A 17,457-nucleotide genomic window follows, 5' to 3' on the forward strand; every position below is an offset into this window, starting at 1 on the left:
CGCCGTATGGCGAAACTGATTGTTCACGCGCAGAAGCTACCGTTTGCCGGCGCAAACCGACCTCTGGTCTACAATCAGGTGACCAAGTCGTTAAATCAGGAGGCTCCCTACATGGCGCAGATTCCCCAGCGGAGAAGCACGTCCGACACGCCCGTCGCCCCGGCAGGAGCCCCGGGCAAGGCCCCGCGCTACGGCGTGGAGACCAAGCGCGGCATGGCCGGGCGCCGGGGAGGGCTGGGGCGCCCTGGCAGGAGGGCCGCGGGCGCGCGGGCTTCTCGCCAGGCGGCGCCCAAGGAGAAGCAGCCCGGGTTTCTCTCCCGCGCGGTCAACAACTGGTGGAACCGCCTTCTGGGAGCCGTCTTTGGCGGTGGCCTGGAGGACCAGGGCGAGCAGTACCTGGCGCACCAGACCACTCGCGACTACGTGCTCAACACGGTGGGCCAGGCCGCCTGGGGAGGCCTCTTTCCGCTTCTGACGATGGTCTGCACCTGGTTTGTGGGCGCCGAGCAGGCGGGCCTGTTCTCCATGGCCTTCACGGTGGGAACGCTGCTGCTGTTCCTTGCCAACTTTGGCGTGCGCACCTACCAAGTCTCCGACCTCGACGAGCTGCAGTCGTTCAAGGACTACCAGGTCAACCGCCTCATCACCTGCGGCCTCATGCTGCTGGTGGGCTTTGGCTACTGCAAGGCGCGCGGCTACGCCGAGCCCATGATCTCCATCTGCATGGGCGCGCTAAGCTTTCGCGCCGTCGACGGCCTTGCCGATGTCTACGAGGGGCGCCTGCAGCAGAAGGACAAGCTTTACCTGGCCGGCCTCTCGCAGGGCCTGCGTTGCGCCGCGTCCTTCCTGGCCTTCTCCATCGTGCTCTTTGTGACCCGCAACCTGACGTTTGCCTCGTTTGCCATGGCCATCGCCGCCGTGGCGTCGCTTCTGCTGCTCACGCTGCCGCTGGCCTACCTTGAGACCGAGAAGAGCCTGCCCGCCACCTTCCGTGGCGTTCGCGAGCTCTTTGTGCAGTGCTGGCCGCTCTTCCTGGCACTCTTCCTCTACAACGTCATCGACTCGGTGCCCAAGTTTGCCATGGAGGGCAGCCTCTCCTACGACAACCAGCTCTACTACAACGCCATGTACTTCCCGGCCCACTCCATCCTCATGGCGGCCGGCTTCATCTACAAGCCGCAGCTCGTGCGCCTGGCGCGCATCTGGGAGGATCCCGAGAAGCACCGCAGGTTCGACCTCGTGGTCCTGGCCATGATCGGCGTCATCGCGCTCATCACCGGCGCCATGGCCCTCTTCATGGGCTGGGTGGGCATCCCCCTCATGGGCCTTATGTACGGCCTGGACTTCGAGCAGTTCAGGAGCCTCGTCTTTGTCATGGTGGCGACGGGCGGCGTCTGCGCGTGCATCGACTTCCTATACCAGATCATCACCGTGCTGCGCGCCCAGGGCGAGGTCACGAGGCTCTACCTCATCGCCTTCGTCTTCGCCGTGCCCGTGGCCATGCTGCTGGTCAACTTCTCGGGCCTCTCCGGCGCCGTGGTGGGCAGCCTCGTGGTGATGTCCATCCTGCTTTTGCTGCTGGTGACCGAGTACCTGGCCATCCGCAAGCGCCTGGAGTAGCCCTCACAAATTGGGGACGCGTTCGTTTTTGCGCAAAGAGGGGACGGGTTAGACCGTCCCCTCTTTTGTTGCCTATCGGCGCTGGGCGGCGCCGGGCAACCTGTCCCAAGTTTGCGCAAATTTGAACACGTCCCCAATTTGAGGGGCGGCGGGCTACCTCAGGCTGGGGTGGCGCTCCTCGTCCCACCAAGTCAGACGGGCGATGTTGCCCTTGATGTGCTCGCAGGAGGCGTGAAGCTGGGCCTCCTCCGCCTCGGTGAGCGAGAGCGTGACGACCTCCTCGACGCCCGCGGCGCCCACCACGCACGGCAGGCTGGTGTAGTGGCCGGACTCGCCGTACTCGCCCGTAAGCAGCGTGGAGCAGGCCGTGACCAGATGCTCGTCGGAGACCACGGCGCGCACCAGGCGCACGGCGGCGTTGGCGATGGCGTACTCCGTGCATCCCTTGCCCGCGTAGGTCACGTAGCCGCCAAAGCGGGCGTCCTTCTCGACCTGCGCAAGGTTAAAGCCAAAGCGGTCGGGCTGCTCGGCGGCGAGCTCGGCCAGCGGCTTTCCGCCGAAGTTGACGGCAGACCACGCGGCAAACTGAGAGGTGCCGTGCTCGCCCAGCATGTAGGCGCAGATGGAGCGCTGGTCCAGGTTGACGCGGCGGGCAATGGCGTTCTTGAGGCGCGCGGAGTCCAGGGCCGTGCCGGAGCCGATGATGCGGCGCGGGTCGTAGCCGGTGAGGTGCCAGATCTCCGTGGCAACCACGTCGCAGGGGTTGGAGATGGTGACGATGACGCCCCCAAAGCCGGCGTCCACCAGGCGGCGCGGCCAGGTGCGGGTGATCTCGGCGGTCACAAAGAGCTCGCCGTCACGGTCGCCGGCGGCCTTGGCCACGTCACCGGCGGCGTTGACCACCACGTCGCAGCCGGCGAGAAGCTCGTACTTCTCGCCGCAGTTGACCACGCGGCAGTTGTGCGGGTAGAAGCTCATGGAGTCGGTGAGGTCCTGGCACTCGCTCTCCAGCTTCTGCGCGTTGATGTCGGCGAGGTAGAGCTCGTCTGCCACACCCTGCATGAGCAGGCTGTTTGCCACGTGCGCGCCCACATGGCCCTGTCCGATGACGCCGATCTTGCGAATGAGTGCCATGCTGGCTCCCGTCTCTTGTCCCCTAGGCGCGCCGGCGGTGCGCAAGCGGATTCTAGCGCGGCCACGTGACCAACGCGTGACAGGGAGCGTCCCCGGGCCCCGGCGAGGCCCACCTACCCGGGCAGCTGCCCCGCGTAGATGGTCTTTCCCATGTTGAAGAGGTAGGCGGCGGCGCAGACCACAAAGAACGCGGGCAGGTTGGCCCAGCCAAAGACCTCTCCCCCGATGAGCAGCGGCGCGAGGAAGGTGTTGGTGGCCGCGCCAAAGACCGCGGCGTAGCCGAGCGCGGCCGCAAGCGCCACGGGAAGCCCCAGCGGCCCGGCCAGCACCACGCCCAGACACGCGCCAATGGAGAAGAGCGGCGTGACCTCGCCGCCCTGATAGCCGGCCGAGAGCGTGAGCACGGTCAGCGCGAGCTTGAGGGCCCAGTCCCAGGGAAGGACGTCCTGGCCGGCGCCCGCGATGGCGGTCTCGATGAGGTTGGTGCCCAGGCCGCAGTAGCGGCCACCCCACAGGACCAGGAGCACCACGGAGAGGCCGGCGCCCATGGCCGCCGCGCGCACCACGGGGTTGGGAAGCAGTCGCGCCGCCACGGACTTGCCGCGGGACAGAAGCCACGCGAAGGCACCTCCCGCCACGCCGAAGGCAAGGCCCGCAAGTGCGAGCCGCAGCGTCGCGGGGGCGTCGAGGGCGGCAAGCGGAGCCACGGCCACCTCGAACTTTGCCAGGCCAAGCGCGCCGGAGGTGGCGCTTGCCACCAGGGACGCCGCGAGGGCCGGCGCCAGCGCCTCGTAGCGAAGGCGTCCCGCGGCCAGGACCTCGAGGGCAAAGACCGTGGCCGCAAGCGGCGTGCGGAAGAGGCCGGCAAAGCCGGCGGCCATGCCCACCACGGCAAACGTGGGCGCGGCGTTGCGCAGCGGCAGGCGGCGGCCCAGCCAGTGCGAGAGCGTGGCGCCAATCTGCACGGCCACGCCCTCCCTGCCGGCTGAGCCTCCCGTGAGGTGCGTGAGCCAGGTGCTGACCATGACGAGGGGCACCAGGCGCAGGGGAATCTGCTGGTCCTGGCCGTGGGCGGCGCCAAACACCAGGCCCATGCCCCTCTCGGCGCCCTTGCCAAAGTGACGGTACGCCCACGCCGTGAGGGCTCCCGCCACGGCCAGGAAGGGCACCGTCAGGAGCGGCCAGCCGGCCCGCACGCCAGAGACGGCCAGCAGCACGCGGCCAAAGAGCGCGTCGGCGGCACCGGCGGCAACGCCCGCCGGCAGCGCGGCGGCCACCAGAACCAGGACCCTCCCATAGGCATCGGCAACTCGGCACAGGCGCTTCTCCACGCTTGACCTCCACTTCCGCCGGAAGACCCGGCCTCGGCACAAAAAAGACTTCTGCCCCTGGGCCGCCCGGAGGCGAGAGGGGCAGAAGTCATCAGCTCAAAGGCGGTTTAGGGCTCGCGGCGCGCGCCGCCACCCAACGGGGAACCTCATCCCGCGCAAGGAATCTTACGGCCGCGAAGCCGGGGCGTCAATCCAGCTCCTTGGCGCCGGTGTAGAGCTGCCAGTACTCGCCGCGCTGGGCCAGGAGCTCCTCGTGGGTGCCGCGCTCCACGATGCGGCCGTGCTCCAGCACCATGATGGCATTGGCGTTGCGCACGGTGGAGAGGCGGTGCGCGATGACGAAGGTGGTCCTGCCGGCCATGAGCTGGTCCATGGCCCGGGCGATGATGGCCTCGGTGCGGGTGTCGATGGAGCTCGTGGCCTCGTCCAGGATGAGCACCGGAGGGTCGGCCACGGCCGCGCGGGCAATGGCCAGAAGCTGGCGCTGGCCCTGGCTGAGGTTGGCGCCGTCGGCCACCACCGGCGTGTCGTAGCCCTGCGGCAGGCGGCTGATGAAGCTGTCGGCGTTGGCCACGCGGGCGGCGGCGCGCACCTCCTCGTCGGTGGCGTCCAGCTTGCCGAAGCGGATGTTGTCGGCGATGGTGCCACGGAAGAGGTGCGTGTCCTGCAGCACGATGCCCAGGCTGCGGCGCAGGGACTCCTTGGAGATGTCCCTCACGTCGATGCCGTCGTAGGTGATGACGCCGCCGCGCACCTCGTAGAAGCGGTTGATCAGGTTGGTGATGGTGGTCTTTCCGGCTCCCGTGGACCCCACGAAGGCGATCTTCTGCCCCGGCTTGGCAAAGAGCGAGAGCCCCTCGAGGACGGTCTGCCCCTCCACGTAGCCAAAGTCCACGTCATAGAAGCGCACGTCGCCGGCAAGAGGCACGTCCTCGCCGTCGATGCGCCACGCCCAGCCTGAGGCGCCGCCCGCCGTGCGGGCCGCCTCCACGTCCGAGCGCACCAGGGTCACGCGGCCCTCGTCCACCTCGGGCTTCCTCTCCATGACGGCAAAGATGCGCTCGGCTCCGGCGAGGGCCGTCAACAGGAAGTTGCCCTGCTGCGTGAGCTGGTTGATGGGCATGCAGGCCTGGCGGACAAACACCAGGTAGCTGGCAAGGCTTCCCACGTCGGCACGACCGCCCAGGGCAAGCAGCGCCCCCACCACGCAGACCACGGCAAAGTTCATGTACGAGACGGCCACGGTCACCGGCACCATCGTCGAGGCGTAGGCCTGCGCGGTGGTGCCGCTCTGGCGCAGCGCCTCGTTGAGGCCGTCGAAGTCCGCCTGGGCGGCCTCCTCGTGGTTGAAGACCTTGACCACCTTCTGGCCGGCCATCATCTCCTCCACGTAGCCGTCGAGCTGGCCGAGCGTGGCCTGCTGCGCCCCAAAGAACCTGCGGCTCCGCCCTCCCGAGAAGCGCACGTAGCAGGCGATGAGCACGTCGCAGGCAAGCGTGATGAGCGTGAGGCGCCAGTCGAGCACCACCAGCAGCGTGAAGGTGCCCACCGTCTGGATGAGCGCCTGCACCGCGTTGGCAAAGCTGTTGTTGAGCGCCTCCGAGACCGTGTCCACGTCGTTGGTGAAGTAGCTCATGACGTCGCCGTGGCGCGTGGAGTCAAAGAACGAGAGCGGCAGCCCCTCTATGTGGGCGAGAAGGTCCCGCCTGATGTCGAAGACCACCTTCTGCGCGGCGCGCACCATGGTCTGTGTGTACCCCACGGCACTCGCCACGCCAACGGCGTAGATGCACGCCGTCAGCGCCACCAGCCGAGAAAAGCGCGCGAAGTCCCCGGCGCCAACGGCGTTGACCACGGGCTTGATCATGTACGTGCCCAGTAGGTTCGCCAGGCCGCTCACCGTGACCAGGACGGCCACCACGGCAAGCCGCGTCCGTGCGTGGCCCATGTAGTCCAGAAGGACCTGCAGCGTGTGACGCATGTTCCTCGGACGCGAGGGCGCCTGTCCCCTACCTGCCATCTGTGGCCTCCCCAGCGTCGTCGGTCTTCTCGCCGTGAATGCCGCTGCCTATCTGGGACTCGTAGAGTTCCTGGTAGATGGGGTCGGCGGCGAGAAGCTCCTCGTGGGTCCCCACGGCGTGGACGCGCCCGTCGTCCAGGATGACGATCTTGTCGGCGTCGCGGACGGAGGCCACGCGCTGGGCGATGACGATCTTGGTGACGTCCGCGAGGGCCGCCAGGTGCGCGCGTATCCTGGCGTCGGTGGCCATGTCCACGGCGCTGGTGGAGTCGTCGAAGACCAGCACGCGAGGGCGCTTGAGGAGCGCGCGGGCGATGCAGAGGCGCTGCTTCTGGCCACCGGAGACGTTGACGCCGCCCTGGCCCAGGTCCCCGTCGAGCCCGCCGATGCGGTCCAGGAACTCGTCCACGCAGGCCACGCGGCAGGCCTCGAGGAGCTCGTCGTCGGAGGCGTCGGGCGCGCCCCACTGCAGGTTCTGGCGCACGGTGCCGCTGAACAGCACGTTCTTCTGGAGCACGATGCCAACGGCGTCCCTCAGCGCGGCGAGGTCGTACTCGCGCACGTCGTGACCGCCAACGGCCACCCCGCCCGAGGTGACGTCGTAGAGCCGCGCTATGAGCTGCACGAGCGTGGTCTTGCCCGAGCCCGTGGCACCCAGAACGCCCACGGTGGAGCCTGCAGGCAGGTGGAGGGTGACGCCTGAGAGCACGTCCTTCTGGGCAGAGGCGCTATACCTGAAGCCGACGTGGTCGAAGTCCACCGAGCCGTCCGGGACCTCCGTCAGGGCGTGCTCCGGCGAGGAGATGGCGGGCTTCTCGTCAAGCACCTCGCGGACGCGCCGTATGGACGTCAGGGCGCGCGCCATGAGGAGGAACACGTTGGAGATCATCATCAGGGAGTTCATGATCTGCAGGACGTAGCTCATGAAGCCGGTGAGGGTGCCCACCGTGAGCTGGCCCGCCATGATCATGTTCCCGCCCGTCCAGAGGATGCCCACGCAGGCCGTGTACATGGCCAGCTGGAAGACGGGCGTATTGAGGACGGCGCCCGAGAAGGTCCTGGTGGCGGTGGCGGCAAGGTCGGAGTTGACCTCGGAGAAGCGCCGAGCCACATGGTCCTCGCGCACGTAGGCCTTGATGACGCGGATGGCGGTGAGGTCCTCCTGGAGGGCGTCGTTCAGACGGTCCATCACGCCCTGCAGGACGCGGTAGAGCGGACCCACGCGGCGCACGATGAAGAGCAGCACCACGGCAAGCACCGGCACTATGGCCAGGAACACCGCCGCCAGCCGCACGCTCATCAGGCAGGAGAGCAGAAGCCCCATGACCAGCATGACTGGGCCACGCAGGAGCGGCCTGAAGCCGGTGACCATGGCGTTCTGGATGACCGTCACATCGGTGGTCATGCGGGTGACCAGCGAGCTCGACTCAAAGTCGTCCAGGTTGGAGAAGGCAAAGCGCTGGACCTGGGCAAACTCCGCGCGGCGCAGGTTTGCGCCCAGGCCCATGGCCGCACGCGCCGAGAAGCGCGCGTAGCCCGTGCCCAGGAGCAGCGCCGCCGCGGCGCAGGCCAGCATGGCGGCGCCGCGCGTCCAGACCACGTAGGGGCTGGCACCGGAGATTCCCTCGTCGATGACGGAGGACATCAGGAACGGGATCAGGAGCTCGAGGGACGTCTCCACGAAGACGCAGAGGCCGGCCAGCACCGCGTCCCTGCGGTACGTCCCAAACCCCCGCGCAATGAAGCGCAGGTCACTCCCCCTGGCCGCAGCCTTGCCGTCTTGTCGCGAACCGTCCACCGGGCACCTCCGAGCTCCTCGACACCAAACGCGCTTGAGGATACCGCGGTCGAGCCGACCGGCTCTAGAGGCCAAAGAGCTTGCAGGCGTTTCTCCACAGGGCGGCATAGGTCTGGGCCGCCGGGGCGACGCCGGCCGCCTCGCGCTCGCAGGCCAGTATGTCGGCCACGAAGACGACCATCGCAGGCTCGCACTCCTCGCCGCGCAGGGGCACCGGGGCCATGTAGGGGGAGTCGGTCTCCGTGAGCATGAGGCGCTCCGGGCAGACGCGGGCCGCGTCGCGGATGTCCTCGGAGCGCGAGAACGTGGACGCGCCGCCAAAGGCGATGCTGCAGCCCAGGCGGCAGAAGTCCTCCATGATGCGGGTGTCGGAGGTAAAGCAGTGCAGGTCGCAGCCGGCCTCGGGCACGCCCTCCTGGGCGAGGACGCGCGCGGCCAGGGCGTGGGCCTCCCCCACCATGTCGTCCACGCCGTCGCGGATGTGAAGCTCAACCGGAAGGCCCAGCTCGTGGGCCATGCGCAGCTGACGGCGGAAGCACTCCTCCTGCTCGCGCGGGCTCACCTCGTTGTAGGGGCCAAAGTCCAGGCCGATCTCGCCCACGCCCACGCAGCGTGGCGAGGCCAGAAGCTCGCGCATCAGGGCCTCGGCGGCGCCGTCGAAGCCCTCCGCGCCGTAGGGGTGAACACCCGCCACGATGCGCACGTTGCCCAGGAGGCCAGGCGCGTCCCAGCCGTCAAAGGCCGGCGGAACAAAGCCCAGCTCGGCGGCCTCCTCAAGGCAGTCGCGGGCGATGGCCAGATGCGTGTCCAGAAAGTCCCATAGCGCGGCGGCGTCCGTCCACTTGCGGGGGAACTCCGCCACCGGGTCGATGGGCACCACCATCATGCAGACGCCCGCCAGGGCCGCGCGGGCAAGAGCCAGCGCGGGGTCGTGGCCGTGAAGGCTTCCCAGGTGGGCGTGGGTGTCCGCCACGGGGGCCAGGGGCCGCGGCGCCGGGCACGCGCGACCCTTTGAGTTGTGGAAGAGCTCGCCGTCGGCAAGCATCAGGTGGTCGAGCACCTTGAGTTCGGACACGTCATGCCTCCAAATGCAAGAAAGGAGAGAAGCCCGCGGGCCGGGTGGGCGCGGGCTTCTCTGCTGGCAATGCTAGGAAAGGGCGCCCTCAAGGCGCACGAAGTCCTCGGGCGAGAGGGTCTCCGCGCGGGCCGTGGGGGCAATGTCGCAGGCCGCAAAGGCCGCGTCCAGTGCGTCCTTCTCAAAGCCGTTGGCGCCCATGGAGTTGCGGATGGTCTTCCTGCGCTGGGCAAATGCCGCGTCGATGACCTCGGCGACGCGGGCGGCGCGCTCGGCGGAGAGGGGCTCGCCAGACAGCGGGTCCGCCATGGGCGTGCGGTCGAGCCGTACCACCGCGGAGTCCACGTGCGGCGGCGGCATGAAGTTGCCGGGCCCCACCTCAAACCGTCCGGTCGGCCTGGCGAGAAGCGCGAGCTTTGCCGTGTAGGCGCCGTAAGTCTTGTTGCCGGGCCTGGCGCAGATGCGGTCGGCCACCTCTGCCTGGACCATGACGCAGGCGCGCTCCAGGCTGCCGAAGTCCTGGAAGAACTTGAGGATGAGCGTGGCCGCCACCTGGTAGGGCAGGTTGGCCACGAACTTGTTGGGTTGCCAGGGTTGACAAAGGGACTGTCCCTTTGTCAACCCTGCGAGGGCGTCGTCCACCTGGGCGGGGGTGACGCGCAGGGCGTCTCCCATGACCAGGGCGAACTTCTCGCCGTCCGTGGCGCAGGTCTGGGCGAGCACCTGCTCGAGCTCGCGGTCCGCCTCGATGGAGCAGACGGCCCGGCAGGCCGAGAGCATCGCCACCGTCAGGGTGCCGATGCCCGGGCCCACCTCGAGCACGACGTCGCTGCCGCCGAGCTCGGCAAGGTTGACGATTCTGCCGACGACCTCGTCGTTCACCAGGAAGTTCTGGCCCAGGCGGTGCTTGGTCGCCAGGCCGAAGTCCTCCAGGACCGCGCGGGTCTCGCGCGGGTTTGCCAGCCTCGAGTACGTCACGCGCGGCTACCTCTTCTCGGAGGCCAGGCGCGGGAAGAGGGCGTCGCCCTTGGTGACCTCGACGCCGCCGGCAAGGCCGCCCCACTCGCAGGCGCGGGCCAGGTCGCCGGCGCCGGCCTCGTCGGCCAGGGACATGCGGCGCAGGACCTCGGCGGAGGTCGCGGGCATGAAGGGGGCAAAGAGGTGGGCGCAGATGCGGATGGACTCCAGCAGGTTGACGATGATGCCCTTGAGCTCGCCGGCGCGCTCCGGGTCCTTGGCCACGGCCCAGGGGGCGGTGTCCTCGATGTAGTGGTTGGCGGCGTGGACGAGCTCCATCACCGCGTCCCTGGCGCCCGCGTAGTCCATGACGTCCATGCGCCCGGCGTAGCGGGCCTCGATGCCCTGGGCGATCGCTCGCAGCGGGTTGTCCCTCTCGGCCCAGCCCTCCTCCAGCTCGGGGGTCTTGCCGTCGAAGTACTTGGCGCTCATGTTGAGGGCGCGGGAGACCAGGTTGCCCCAGCTGTTGGCCAGGTCGGCGTTGTAGACCTGCTCCATGCGCTCGAAGGAGACGGCGGAGTCCTCGCCGTGGGCCACGTCGGTCATGAAGTAGTAGCGGTAGCCCTCGACGCCCAGCAGGTCCACCACGTCCTGCGGCGCGATGGCGTTGCCGCGGGACTTGGACATCTTCTCGGCCTTGCCCGTCTCGGCGTTGCGCACGGTGAGGAAGCCGTGGGCAAAGACGTGCTCGGGCAGGGCCTCGCCCAGGGCCATGAGCATGGCCGGCCAGATGACGCAGTGGAAGCGGATGATGTCCTTGCCCACCACGTGGTACTGCGCGGGCCAGCGGTAGGCCAGCTCGGCGCGCGCCTCGTCGGAGTCCGCGCCGTAGCCCACGGCGGTCATGTAGTTGAGAAGCGCGTCGAACCACACGTAGGTCACGTGCCTCTCGTCGAAGGGGACCTTGATGCCCCAGTCAAAGCTCGTGCGGCTGACGGAGAGGTCCGTGAGGCCGCCCTCCACGAAGGAGCGCACCTCGTTCATGCGGAAGGCCGGCTGGACGAAGTCGGGGCGCTCGTCGTAGAGCGCCAGGAGCTTGTCCTGGAAGGCGGAGAGCCTGAAGAAGTAGGACTCCTCCTGCACGCGCTCCAGCGGGCGGCCGCAGTCCGGGCAGAGGTGCTCGCCCTTGGTGCCCTTCTCCTCGTCGGACTTCTTGACCTGGTTCTCGGTGAAGTAGGTCTCCTCCGGCACGCAGTACCAGCCGTCGTAGCTGCCCTTGTAGAGGTAGCCGGACTCCCTCATGCGCTCCCAGAGGTGCTGGACCGCGTGGTTCTGGCGTGGCTCGGTGGTGCGGATGAAGTCGTCGTTGGAGATCTCGAGCCGCTTCCAGAGGTCCTTGAAGAGCGGCGCCTGGCTGTCGCACCACTCCTGCGGGGTGGCAAAGCCGTGCTGCCGGGCGGCCTCGGCGACCTTCTCGCCGTGCTCGTCCATGCCGGTCAGGAACTTGACGTCGTAGCCGGCCGCGCGGCGGTAGCGGGCCTGGACGTCGCAGAGCATGGTGCAGTACGCGGTGCCCAGGTGGGGCGCGGCGTTGACGTAGTAGATGGGGGTGGTGATGAAGAACGAGGGCTTGTCTGCCATATGTGGAACCTCTTCTCAGGACGTGCGACGGCAAATGGGCCGGCGCAGGCGAATGAGCCGCGTGACATTGTATCGCGGGAGCGCCGCCGCGCGGCCCGAGAGCGTAAGGGCTGTTCGCGGTCAATGGGGGGTATCTGAGCGTCCTCTCGTCTGAACGAGCAGCGACTGGGAGCCCTCCCCCATGCCATTAATCGCGCGATTTGGTCTACCATCAAGACAGGTCCGGTTCGAGGAGTTTGGGACGTCCGTCTCCAAACGTATTGAGGGAATACCGGATACATGGCTTGAGACGCTCGGAGCCAAGGACCTGATTGACGCCTGCCTATTCTATAAATTACGACTTATTTCAAAGGAAAGCAGAAAGGTCGAGCTCGTGTCAGGGCGAAATACGAATGGGGACGGCACGGTAAGCCCGTGCTCAAATTGGAGCATAGTCTCGTGGTTCGAGCAGAGGGTTTTCGCGTGGTCAGATAATCCCACGCCCAAGCGTTTCGCGACCGACACGCTTATCGTCTTCCTGACGATGCTGCTCGCCACGGTTCTTGGCGCCATCTTCTACGACCTCGACATGGAAGCATGCATAGTCATCACGTATGTCTTGGCCGTTCTCTGCGTCTCGCTCCTCACCGTGGGACGCCTCCACTGCCTCGTGGCCTCCGCCCTCGCGGTCCTGTTCTATAACTTCTTCTTCACCCACCCGCGCTTCTCGCTCACCGCCTGGGGCAGGACCTATCCCGTGACGTTCGTAGTCATGTTCGTGGTCGCTTTCATCGCCAGCGCCGTTGCCGTGACGCTCAGACGCGAAGTCCACGCCTCACAGCTCGCATATAGAAGGACGCAGATCATCCTCGAAGCGGACGAAGCGCTACGCAGGTGCTCTACGCGCGAGCAAATCATTGATGCGATTGGCGCCCAGCTGTCCAAGCTGCTCGAAGCCGAAGTCATCTGGTATGCCGAGGGCATCTCGGGCTTTGCTCCCCAAAGACACTTCTCAGCCGTCTCGGCAACGCAGACAGAGCCAATCGTCGAGACTCCCATGGCTCATAGGGCTATGGAGAACAGAGGCGCGGTCGGTGCCGGGACCGGCTGCTTCCCCTCCGCAAGCGGCTATTATCTGCCGGTCATCTCGGACGACAAGGTTATCGGCGTAATGGGTGCCTGCCTTGGCAATAAGACGCCACTCCCCGCCGAGCAAAACGAGGCGGAAGCAGTTGTGGGCGAGGCGTCTCTCGCGCTCAACCGCATCCAGGCGCTAGAACAGCGCGAGGAGGCCGCCGTGCTAGCCAAGAACGAGCAGCTTCGCGCCAACCTCCTCCGCTCGATCTCGCACGACCTGCGCACTCCACTCACGGCAATCTCGGGAAACGCCGACGTTCTGCTCTCGGACGGAGATGCGCTGAGCGCGGACAAGCGCGGAGAGCTGCTCCGAGACATTCAATCCGACGCGAACTGGCTGAACGCCACCGTTGAGAACCTTCTCGCCATCACTCGTCTCGAAAATGGGAACGTCCAGCTAAATACCACCGCAGAGCTCCTCGACGACATCATCGAGGAGGCGTTGCGCCACACCAATCCAGACATCTGCCAGCACTGTCTGGAAATCGAGCCGTGCGAGGACCTCCTCCTCGTCAAAGTGGATGCCAAGCTGATTGTCCAGGTCGTGGTCAATCTGGTGAACAACGCCGTAACCCACACGCAGGCGGGTTCGACCATCCGCGTCTCAACATGCTCGCGAGGTACCGAGGCCGTTGTCAGGGTCGAAGATGATGGCCCCGGCATCAAAGATAGCGATAAGGCGCATGTCTTCGAATCCTTCTATACGATCGGCCGGGCGCTCGCGGATTCCAAGCGAAGCGTCGGGCTTGGCCTCTCCCTTTGCAAGTCGATTGTGGAGGCGCATGGGGGTAGCATCGTCGTGAGGGACGCTGTTCCCCGCGGATGCGCGTTCGAGTTCGCGCTGCCACGCTATGAGCTCACGGAAGGAGCCCAGGAAGATGCCGACTGAATCGAGTCCCACGATTCTCGTGGTCGAGGATGACCCAACGATCAGAAACCTCATCCTGACGACTCTCGACACGCAGGGTTTTCGCCACCTCAGCGAGAGCACCGGGAGAGGCGCCATTGCGGCGTCCGCCTCGAGCGCGCCGGACGTGGTCCTCCTCGATCTCGGGCTTCCCGACATCGACGGCATCGAGGTGGTACGAGCCATACGCAGCTGGTCTCAGATGCCCATCATCGTCGTCTCTGCAAGGAGCGAAGATGCCGACAAGATCGGCGCGCTCGACGCCGGCGCGGACGACTACCTCACCAAGCCCTTCTCCGTGGGCGAGCTGCTGGCGCGAATCCGCACGACGCTGCGGCGCCTCAACTATCAATCGCCTGCGCAGGGGCAGGAGCCTTCGACATTCCAGAACGGCGACCTGCGAATCGACTACACGGCAGGCATCGCCTACCTCGGCGACGAGGAGCTGCACCTGACGCCCATCGAGTACAAGCTCCTTTGCCTTCTGTCGCACAATGTCGACAAGGTCCTCACGCACAGCTTCATCCTGCACGAGGTCTGGAGCAACAACCACCAGGCGGACCTCGCCTCGCTTCGCGTCTTCATGGGAACCCTCCGCAAGAAGATCGAGCCCGACCCGGTTCACCCGCGCTACATCCAGACGCACATTGGCGTGGGTTACCGCATGATGCGCGTCGCGGACGAATAGAGTTTTCAGCTAGTGGTTCGAGCCGAATCGCGAGTAGGCTCGAGCTCGACCTGCAATATTCGTGCCTACACATATGTGAACAAGGCATATAAGGACGTATTAAGTGATTTACCTCGGTCTTTAGCCTATCTTTAGGTCACCTTCACACGCACTTTATGCCTGCGAGGTGTGGAATTACCCATGACCAAAATAGACTGAAAAACATTGTCCTCACGAGGATATCCTCCCCCTTGCGACGGCGAAGCGGCCGTCGGTCGCACGCGCCACGAGACGCGTGCCCTAACAAGGAAAGGAGGGTCCTTGAACACCATGTCCGATTCGCATGAGGAGGAGATGCCGCAGATCGCGGCACTCACGAGCGACGCGGTATTCAAGTCGCTAGGCACGAGCGCAGCCGGCCTAGCGAGTGACCAAGTGAGCGAGCTGCAGGCCAGATACGGCAAGAACCTTATCCAGGCGGGTAAGAAGAAGTCGCCGGTCATTGCGTTCCTCTCCAACTTCACGCACCTCATGGCCATCCTCCTCTGGGTGGCCGGCATCATCGCCTTTGTGGCCGGCATGCCCGAGCTCGGCGTCGCCGTCTGGCTGGTCAACCTCATCAACGGTTGCTTCAGCTTCTGGCAGGAGCACCAGGCAGACAAGGCTACCGAGGCCCTGAAGAAGATGCTGCCGTCCTACGTCAACGTCATGCGCGACGGCCAGCAGGCCCAGGTCCTCGCGGAGGACCTCGTCCCCGGTGACGTCATGGTCCTTGCCGAGGGCGACAAGATCTCCGCGGACGGCCGCGTCGTCCGCTCGTCTGACCTCCAGGTCGATCAGTCGACGCTCACGGGCGAGTCGAACCCCGTGAGGAAAATCGCGGACGCCGTCCTCGAGGCCGACCTCACCGCCGCCGAGACCCCCAACCTCGTCTTCGCCGGCACCTCGGTCTCCGAGGGCAACGGACGCGTCGTCGTCACCAAGATTGGTATGGCGACCGAGTTTGGCAAGATCGCCAGCCTCACGCAGAACATGGAGGACTCCGAGAGCCCGCTCCAGCGTCAGCTCGACCGCCTGACCAAGCAGGTCACCCTGTTCGCGCTCTGCATGGGCATCGTCTTCTTCCTCCTCGACGTGCTGTTTGTTCGCAATGGCCTAGCCTCGTCGTTCATCTTCGCCCTTGGCATGGTCGTGGCGTTCATCCCTGAGGGACTGCTCCCCACGGTCACGCTGTCCCTCGCCATGGCCGTCCAGCGCATGAGCAAGCGCAACGCCCTCGTGAAGAAGCTGAGCTCCGTCGAGGCCCTTGGCTCCACGAGCGTCATCTGCACCGATAAGACCGGCACCCTCACCCAGAACGAGATGACCGTCAACCACCTGTGGACCTGCGACCGCGAGTACGAGGTCACCGGTGTCGGTTACGGCCCCAAGGGCGAGATTCTCTGCGACAAGGACAAGTGGGAGGCCGCCGATAACGAGGAGCTTCGCCTGCTCGTCTCCGGTGGTGCCCTTTGCTCCAACGCCCGTCTCGTCGAGCCGGACGAGGAGGGTGGTCGCTACACCGTCCTCGGCGATCCGACCGAGGCCTGCCTGCTCGTCAGCGCGCAGAAGGCTGGCCTTTCCCTCGAGAACCTCGAGCGCGAGATGCCCCGCGTGAGAGAGCTCCCCTTCGAGAGTCGCCGCAAGCGCATGACCACCATCCACCAGCTCAAGCGTCCGCTCGATGGCGCCAGCCGCGTCGCGTTCGTCAAGGGCGCCCCCAACGAGGTCGTCCGCCTCTCCGACAACTACCGCACCGACGGCAAGGTCATGCCGATGAGCGACGAGATGCGCAAGAGCATCATGGACGCAAACGACGGCTATGCCGCCAACGGCCTGCGCGTGCTTGCCCTCGCCTACCGTCCCCTGAGCCCGGACGACGCCTCCATTCCCCGCTCGATGAGCGACTACACGCCCGAGAACATCGAGTGTGGCCTCACCTTCGTCGGCCTCCTCGTCATGCAGGATCCGCCCAGACCCGAGGTCGCCGACGCCGTGGCCGAGTGCCGTCGTGCTGGCATCCGCGTCGTCATGATCACGGGCGACTATGGCCTGACCGCCCTCTCGATCGCCCGCAAGATCGGCATCGTCCAGGGCCCGAACCCTCGCGTTTTCTCTGGTGTCGAGCTCGAGAAGACCTCTGACGACGAGCTCAAGGAGGCCCTGAAGGGCGAGGTCGTCTTTGCCCGCATGGCGCCTGAGCAGAAGCTGCGCGTCGTCGAGAACCTGCAGCAGATGGGCGAGATCGTCGCCGTCACCGGAGATGGCGTGAACGACTCCCCCGCCCTCAAGAGGGCTGACATCGGCGTCGCCATGGGCATCACCGGCACGGACGTGGCCAAGGAGGCCGCGGACATGATCCTGACCGATGACAACTTCGCCTCGATCGTCCACGCCATCGAAGAGGGCCGCGCGGTCTACGCTAACATCAAGAAGTTCATGCTTTACATCCTGAACTCCAACGTGCCCGAGGCTGTCCCCTCTGCGATCTACCTGCTCTCCGGTGGCGCCGTGCCGCTGCCGCTCACGACGATGCAGATCCTCACCATCGACCTTGGCACCGACATGCTGCCCGCCCTTGGTCTTGGCACCGAGCCTCCCGAGGCTGACGTCATGGCCAACCCGCCTCGCAACCCCAACGAGCCGCTGCTCTCCGGCAAGGTCATGCGTAAGGCCTTCCTGTGGTACGGAATGCTCGGCGCCCTGTTCTCCTTCGCTGCGTTCATGTTCTGCCAGGTCATGAACGGCTGGCACCCCGGCATCGAGATGTTTGGTGTAGGCAACGACTTTGATCCGATCTACGTCCGCGCGACGACCATGGCACTTGCGGCCATCGTCTTCACGCAGATCGGCGAGGTCTGGAACTGCCGCACGGAGACCGCATCCGTCTTCTCGGTGGGTCTGTTCTCCAACAAGCAGATCAACAAGGGTATTCTCTTCGAGATCGCACTCATCATCTTCATCACGCTGTTCCCGCCCTTCCAGAGCGTCTTCCACACCAGCCCGCTCGTCCTGAATGACTTCGTGTTCCTGGTGCTGCTGCCGCCCGTCATCCTCCTCCTCGAGGAGGCCCGAAAGGCCATCGTTCGCAAGAGGAACCACATCGATCGCAACGGCGTCGCCATCAAGCAGGCACCGGAAAAGAGGTAAAG

The 17,457-nt window shown here is 66.2% G+C and carries 11 protein-coding genes and 1 riboswitch; of the genes, 4 read left to right on the plus strand and 7 right to left on the minus strand.

What is annotated here, in order from left to right; genetic code table 11:
• Nucleotides 1–111: 111 nt before the first annotated feature.
• Nucleotides 112–1,620: a lipopolysaccharide biosynthesis protein gene (locus DXV50_RS05930; protein ID WP_232817472.1), complete on the plus strand. Its 1,509-nt coding sequence runs from the start codon at nt 112–114 to the stop codon at nt 1,618–1,620.
• Between the two features lie 153 nt (nt 1,621–1,773).
• Here the strand turns inward: DXV50_RS05930 and DXV50_RS05935 are convergent, their stop codons facing one another.
• From DXV50_RS05935 to metG, 7 genes are all read right to left on the minus strand, one after another.
• Entirely contained in the window at nt 1,774–2,754 is a 981-nt protein-coding gene (locus tag DXV50_RS05935) for an L-lactate dehydrogenase (RefSeq protein ID WP_117205341.1), read from the minus strand.
• A 113-nt stretch (nt 2,755–2,867) separates the two neighbouring features.
• Nucleotides 2,868–4,085 (minus strand): chloride channel protein, encoded by a 1,218-nt coding sequence (locus DXV50_RS05940; RefSeq protein WP_198666419.1) that lies wholly within the window; start codon nt 4,083–4,085, stop codon nt 2,868–2,870.
• Between the two features lie 75 nt (nt 4,086–4,160).
• Nucleotides 4,161–4,248: riboswitch (Fluoride riboswitch) on the minus strand.
• A gap of 24 nt (nt 4,249–4,272) precedes the next feature.
• Complete coding sequence (locus DXV50_RS05945; RefSeq protein ID WP_117205342.1) at nt 4,273–6,105, minus strand: ABC transporter ATP-binding protein; 1,833 nt, start codon at nt 6,103–6,105, stop codon at nt 4,273–4,275.
• Nucleotides 6,095–7,903 carry an ABC transporter ATP-binding protein gene (locus DXV50_RS05950; protein ID WP_269801610.1) on the minus strand — a complete coding sequence of 603 codons (1,809 nt, stop codon included), beginning with the start codon at nt 7,901–7,903 and terminating at the stop codon, nt 6,095–6,097. Before DXV50_RS05950 ends, DXV50_RS05945 begins: the two co-directional genes overlap by 11 nt.
• Nucleotides 7,904–7,967: 64 nt before the next feature.
• Nucleotides 7,968–8,978, minus strand: a complete 1,011-nt coding sequence (locus DXV50_RS05955; protein ID WP_232817473.1) for a TatD family hydrolase — start codon at nt 8,976–8,978, stop codon at nt 7,968–7,970.
• A gap of 72 nt (nt 8,979–9,050) precedes the next feature.
• Entirely contained in the window at nt 9,051–9,956 is a 906-nt protein-coding gene (gene rsmA / locus DXV50_RS05960) for a 16S rRNA (adenine(1518)-N(6)/adenine(1519)-N(6))-dimethyltransferase RsmA (RefSeq protein ID WP_117205344.1), read from the minus strand.
• A 6-nt stretch (nt 9,957–9,962) separates the two neighbouring features.
• On the minus strand, nt 9,963–11,576 hold the full coding sequence (gene metG, locus DXV50_RS05965; protein ID WP_117205345.1) for a methionine--tRNA ligase: 1,614 nt from the start codon (nt 11,574–11,576) through the stop codon (nt 9,963–9,965).
• A gap of 181 nt (nt 11,577–11,757) precedes the next feature.
• On the opposite strand from metG, the gene DXV50_RS05970 reads away from it, so the two are divergent.
• The 3 genes from DXV50_RS05970 (at nt 11,758) to DXV50_RS05980 (ending at nt 17,455) form a co-directional block, all read left to right on the plus strand.
• On the plus strand, nt 11,758–13,581 hold the full coding sequence (locus DXV50_RS05970; RefSeq protein WP_117205346.1) for an ATP-binding protein: 1,824 nt from the start codon (nt 11,758–11,760) through the stop codon (nt 13,579–13,581).
• Nucleotides 13,571–14,287 carry a response regulator gene (locus tag DXV50_RS05975; protein ID WP_117205347.1) on the plus strand — a complete coding sequence of 239 codons (717 nt, stop codon included), beginning with the start codon at nt 13,571–13,573 and terminating at the stop codon, nt 14,285–14,287. Before DXV50_RS05970 ends, DXV50_RS05975 begins: the two co-directional genes overlap by 11 nt.
• A 309-nt stretch (nt 14,288–14,596) precedes the next feature.
• The gene (locus tag DXV50_RS05980) at nt 14,597–17,455 is read left to right on the plus strand and encodes a cation-translocating P-type ATPase (RefSeq protein ID WP_117206007.1); all 2,859 of its coding nucleotides are present in this window, start codon (nt 14,597–14,599) and stop codon (nt 17,453–17,455) included.
• The last annotated feature ends 2 nt before the right edge of the window (nt 17,456–17,457 follow it).

It is taken from the genome of Paratractidigestivibacter faecalis, from assembly GCF_003416765.1.
In the GTDB taxonomy this organism is placed as follows: Bacteria; Actinomycetota; Coriobacteriia; order Coriobacteriales; family Atopobiaceae; genus Paratractidigestivibacter; species Paratractidigestivibacter faecalis.

What these genes read in the sequence shown, in the direction of transcription:
- DXV50_RS05930 (WP_232817472.1), top strand. Translation starts at nt 112, where the DNA reads ATGGCGCAGATTCCCCAGCGGAGAAGCACGTCCGACACGCCCGTCGCC.
- DXV50_RS05935 (WP_117205341.1), bottom strand. Translation starts at nt 2,754, where the DNA reads ATGGCACTCATTCGCAAGATCGGCGTCATCGGACAGGGCCATGTGGGC.
- DXV50_RS05945 (WP_117205342.1), bottom strand. Translation starts at nt 6,105, where the DNA reads ATGGCAGGTAGGGGACAGGCGCCCTCGCGTCCGAGGAACATGCGTCAC.
- metG (WP_117205345.1), bottom strand. Translation starts at nt 11,576, where the DNA reads ATGGCAGACAAGCCCTCGTTCTTCATCACCACCCCCATCTACTACGTC.
- DXV50_RS05970 (WP_117205346.1), top strand. Translation starts at nt 11,758, where the DNA reads ATGCCATTAATCGCGCGATTTGGTCTACCATCAAGACAGGTCCGGTTC.
- DXV50_RS05975 (WP_117205347.1), top strand. Translation starts at nt 13,571, where the DNA reads ATGCCGACTGAATCGAGTCCCACGATTCTCGTGGTCGAGGATGACCCA.
- DXV50_RS05980 (WP_117206007.1), top strand. Translation starts at nt 14,597, where the DNA reads ATGTCCGATTCGCATGAGGAGGAGATGCCGCAGATCGCGGCACTCACG.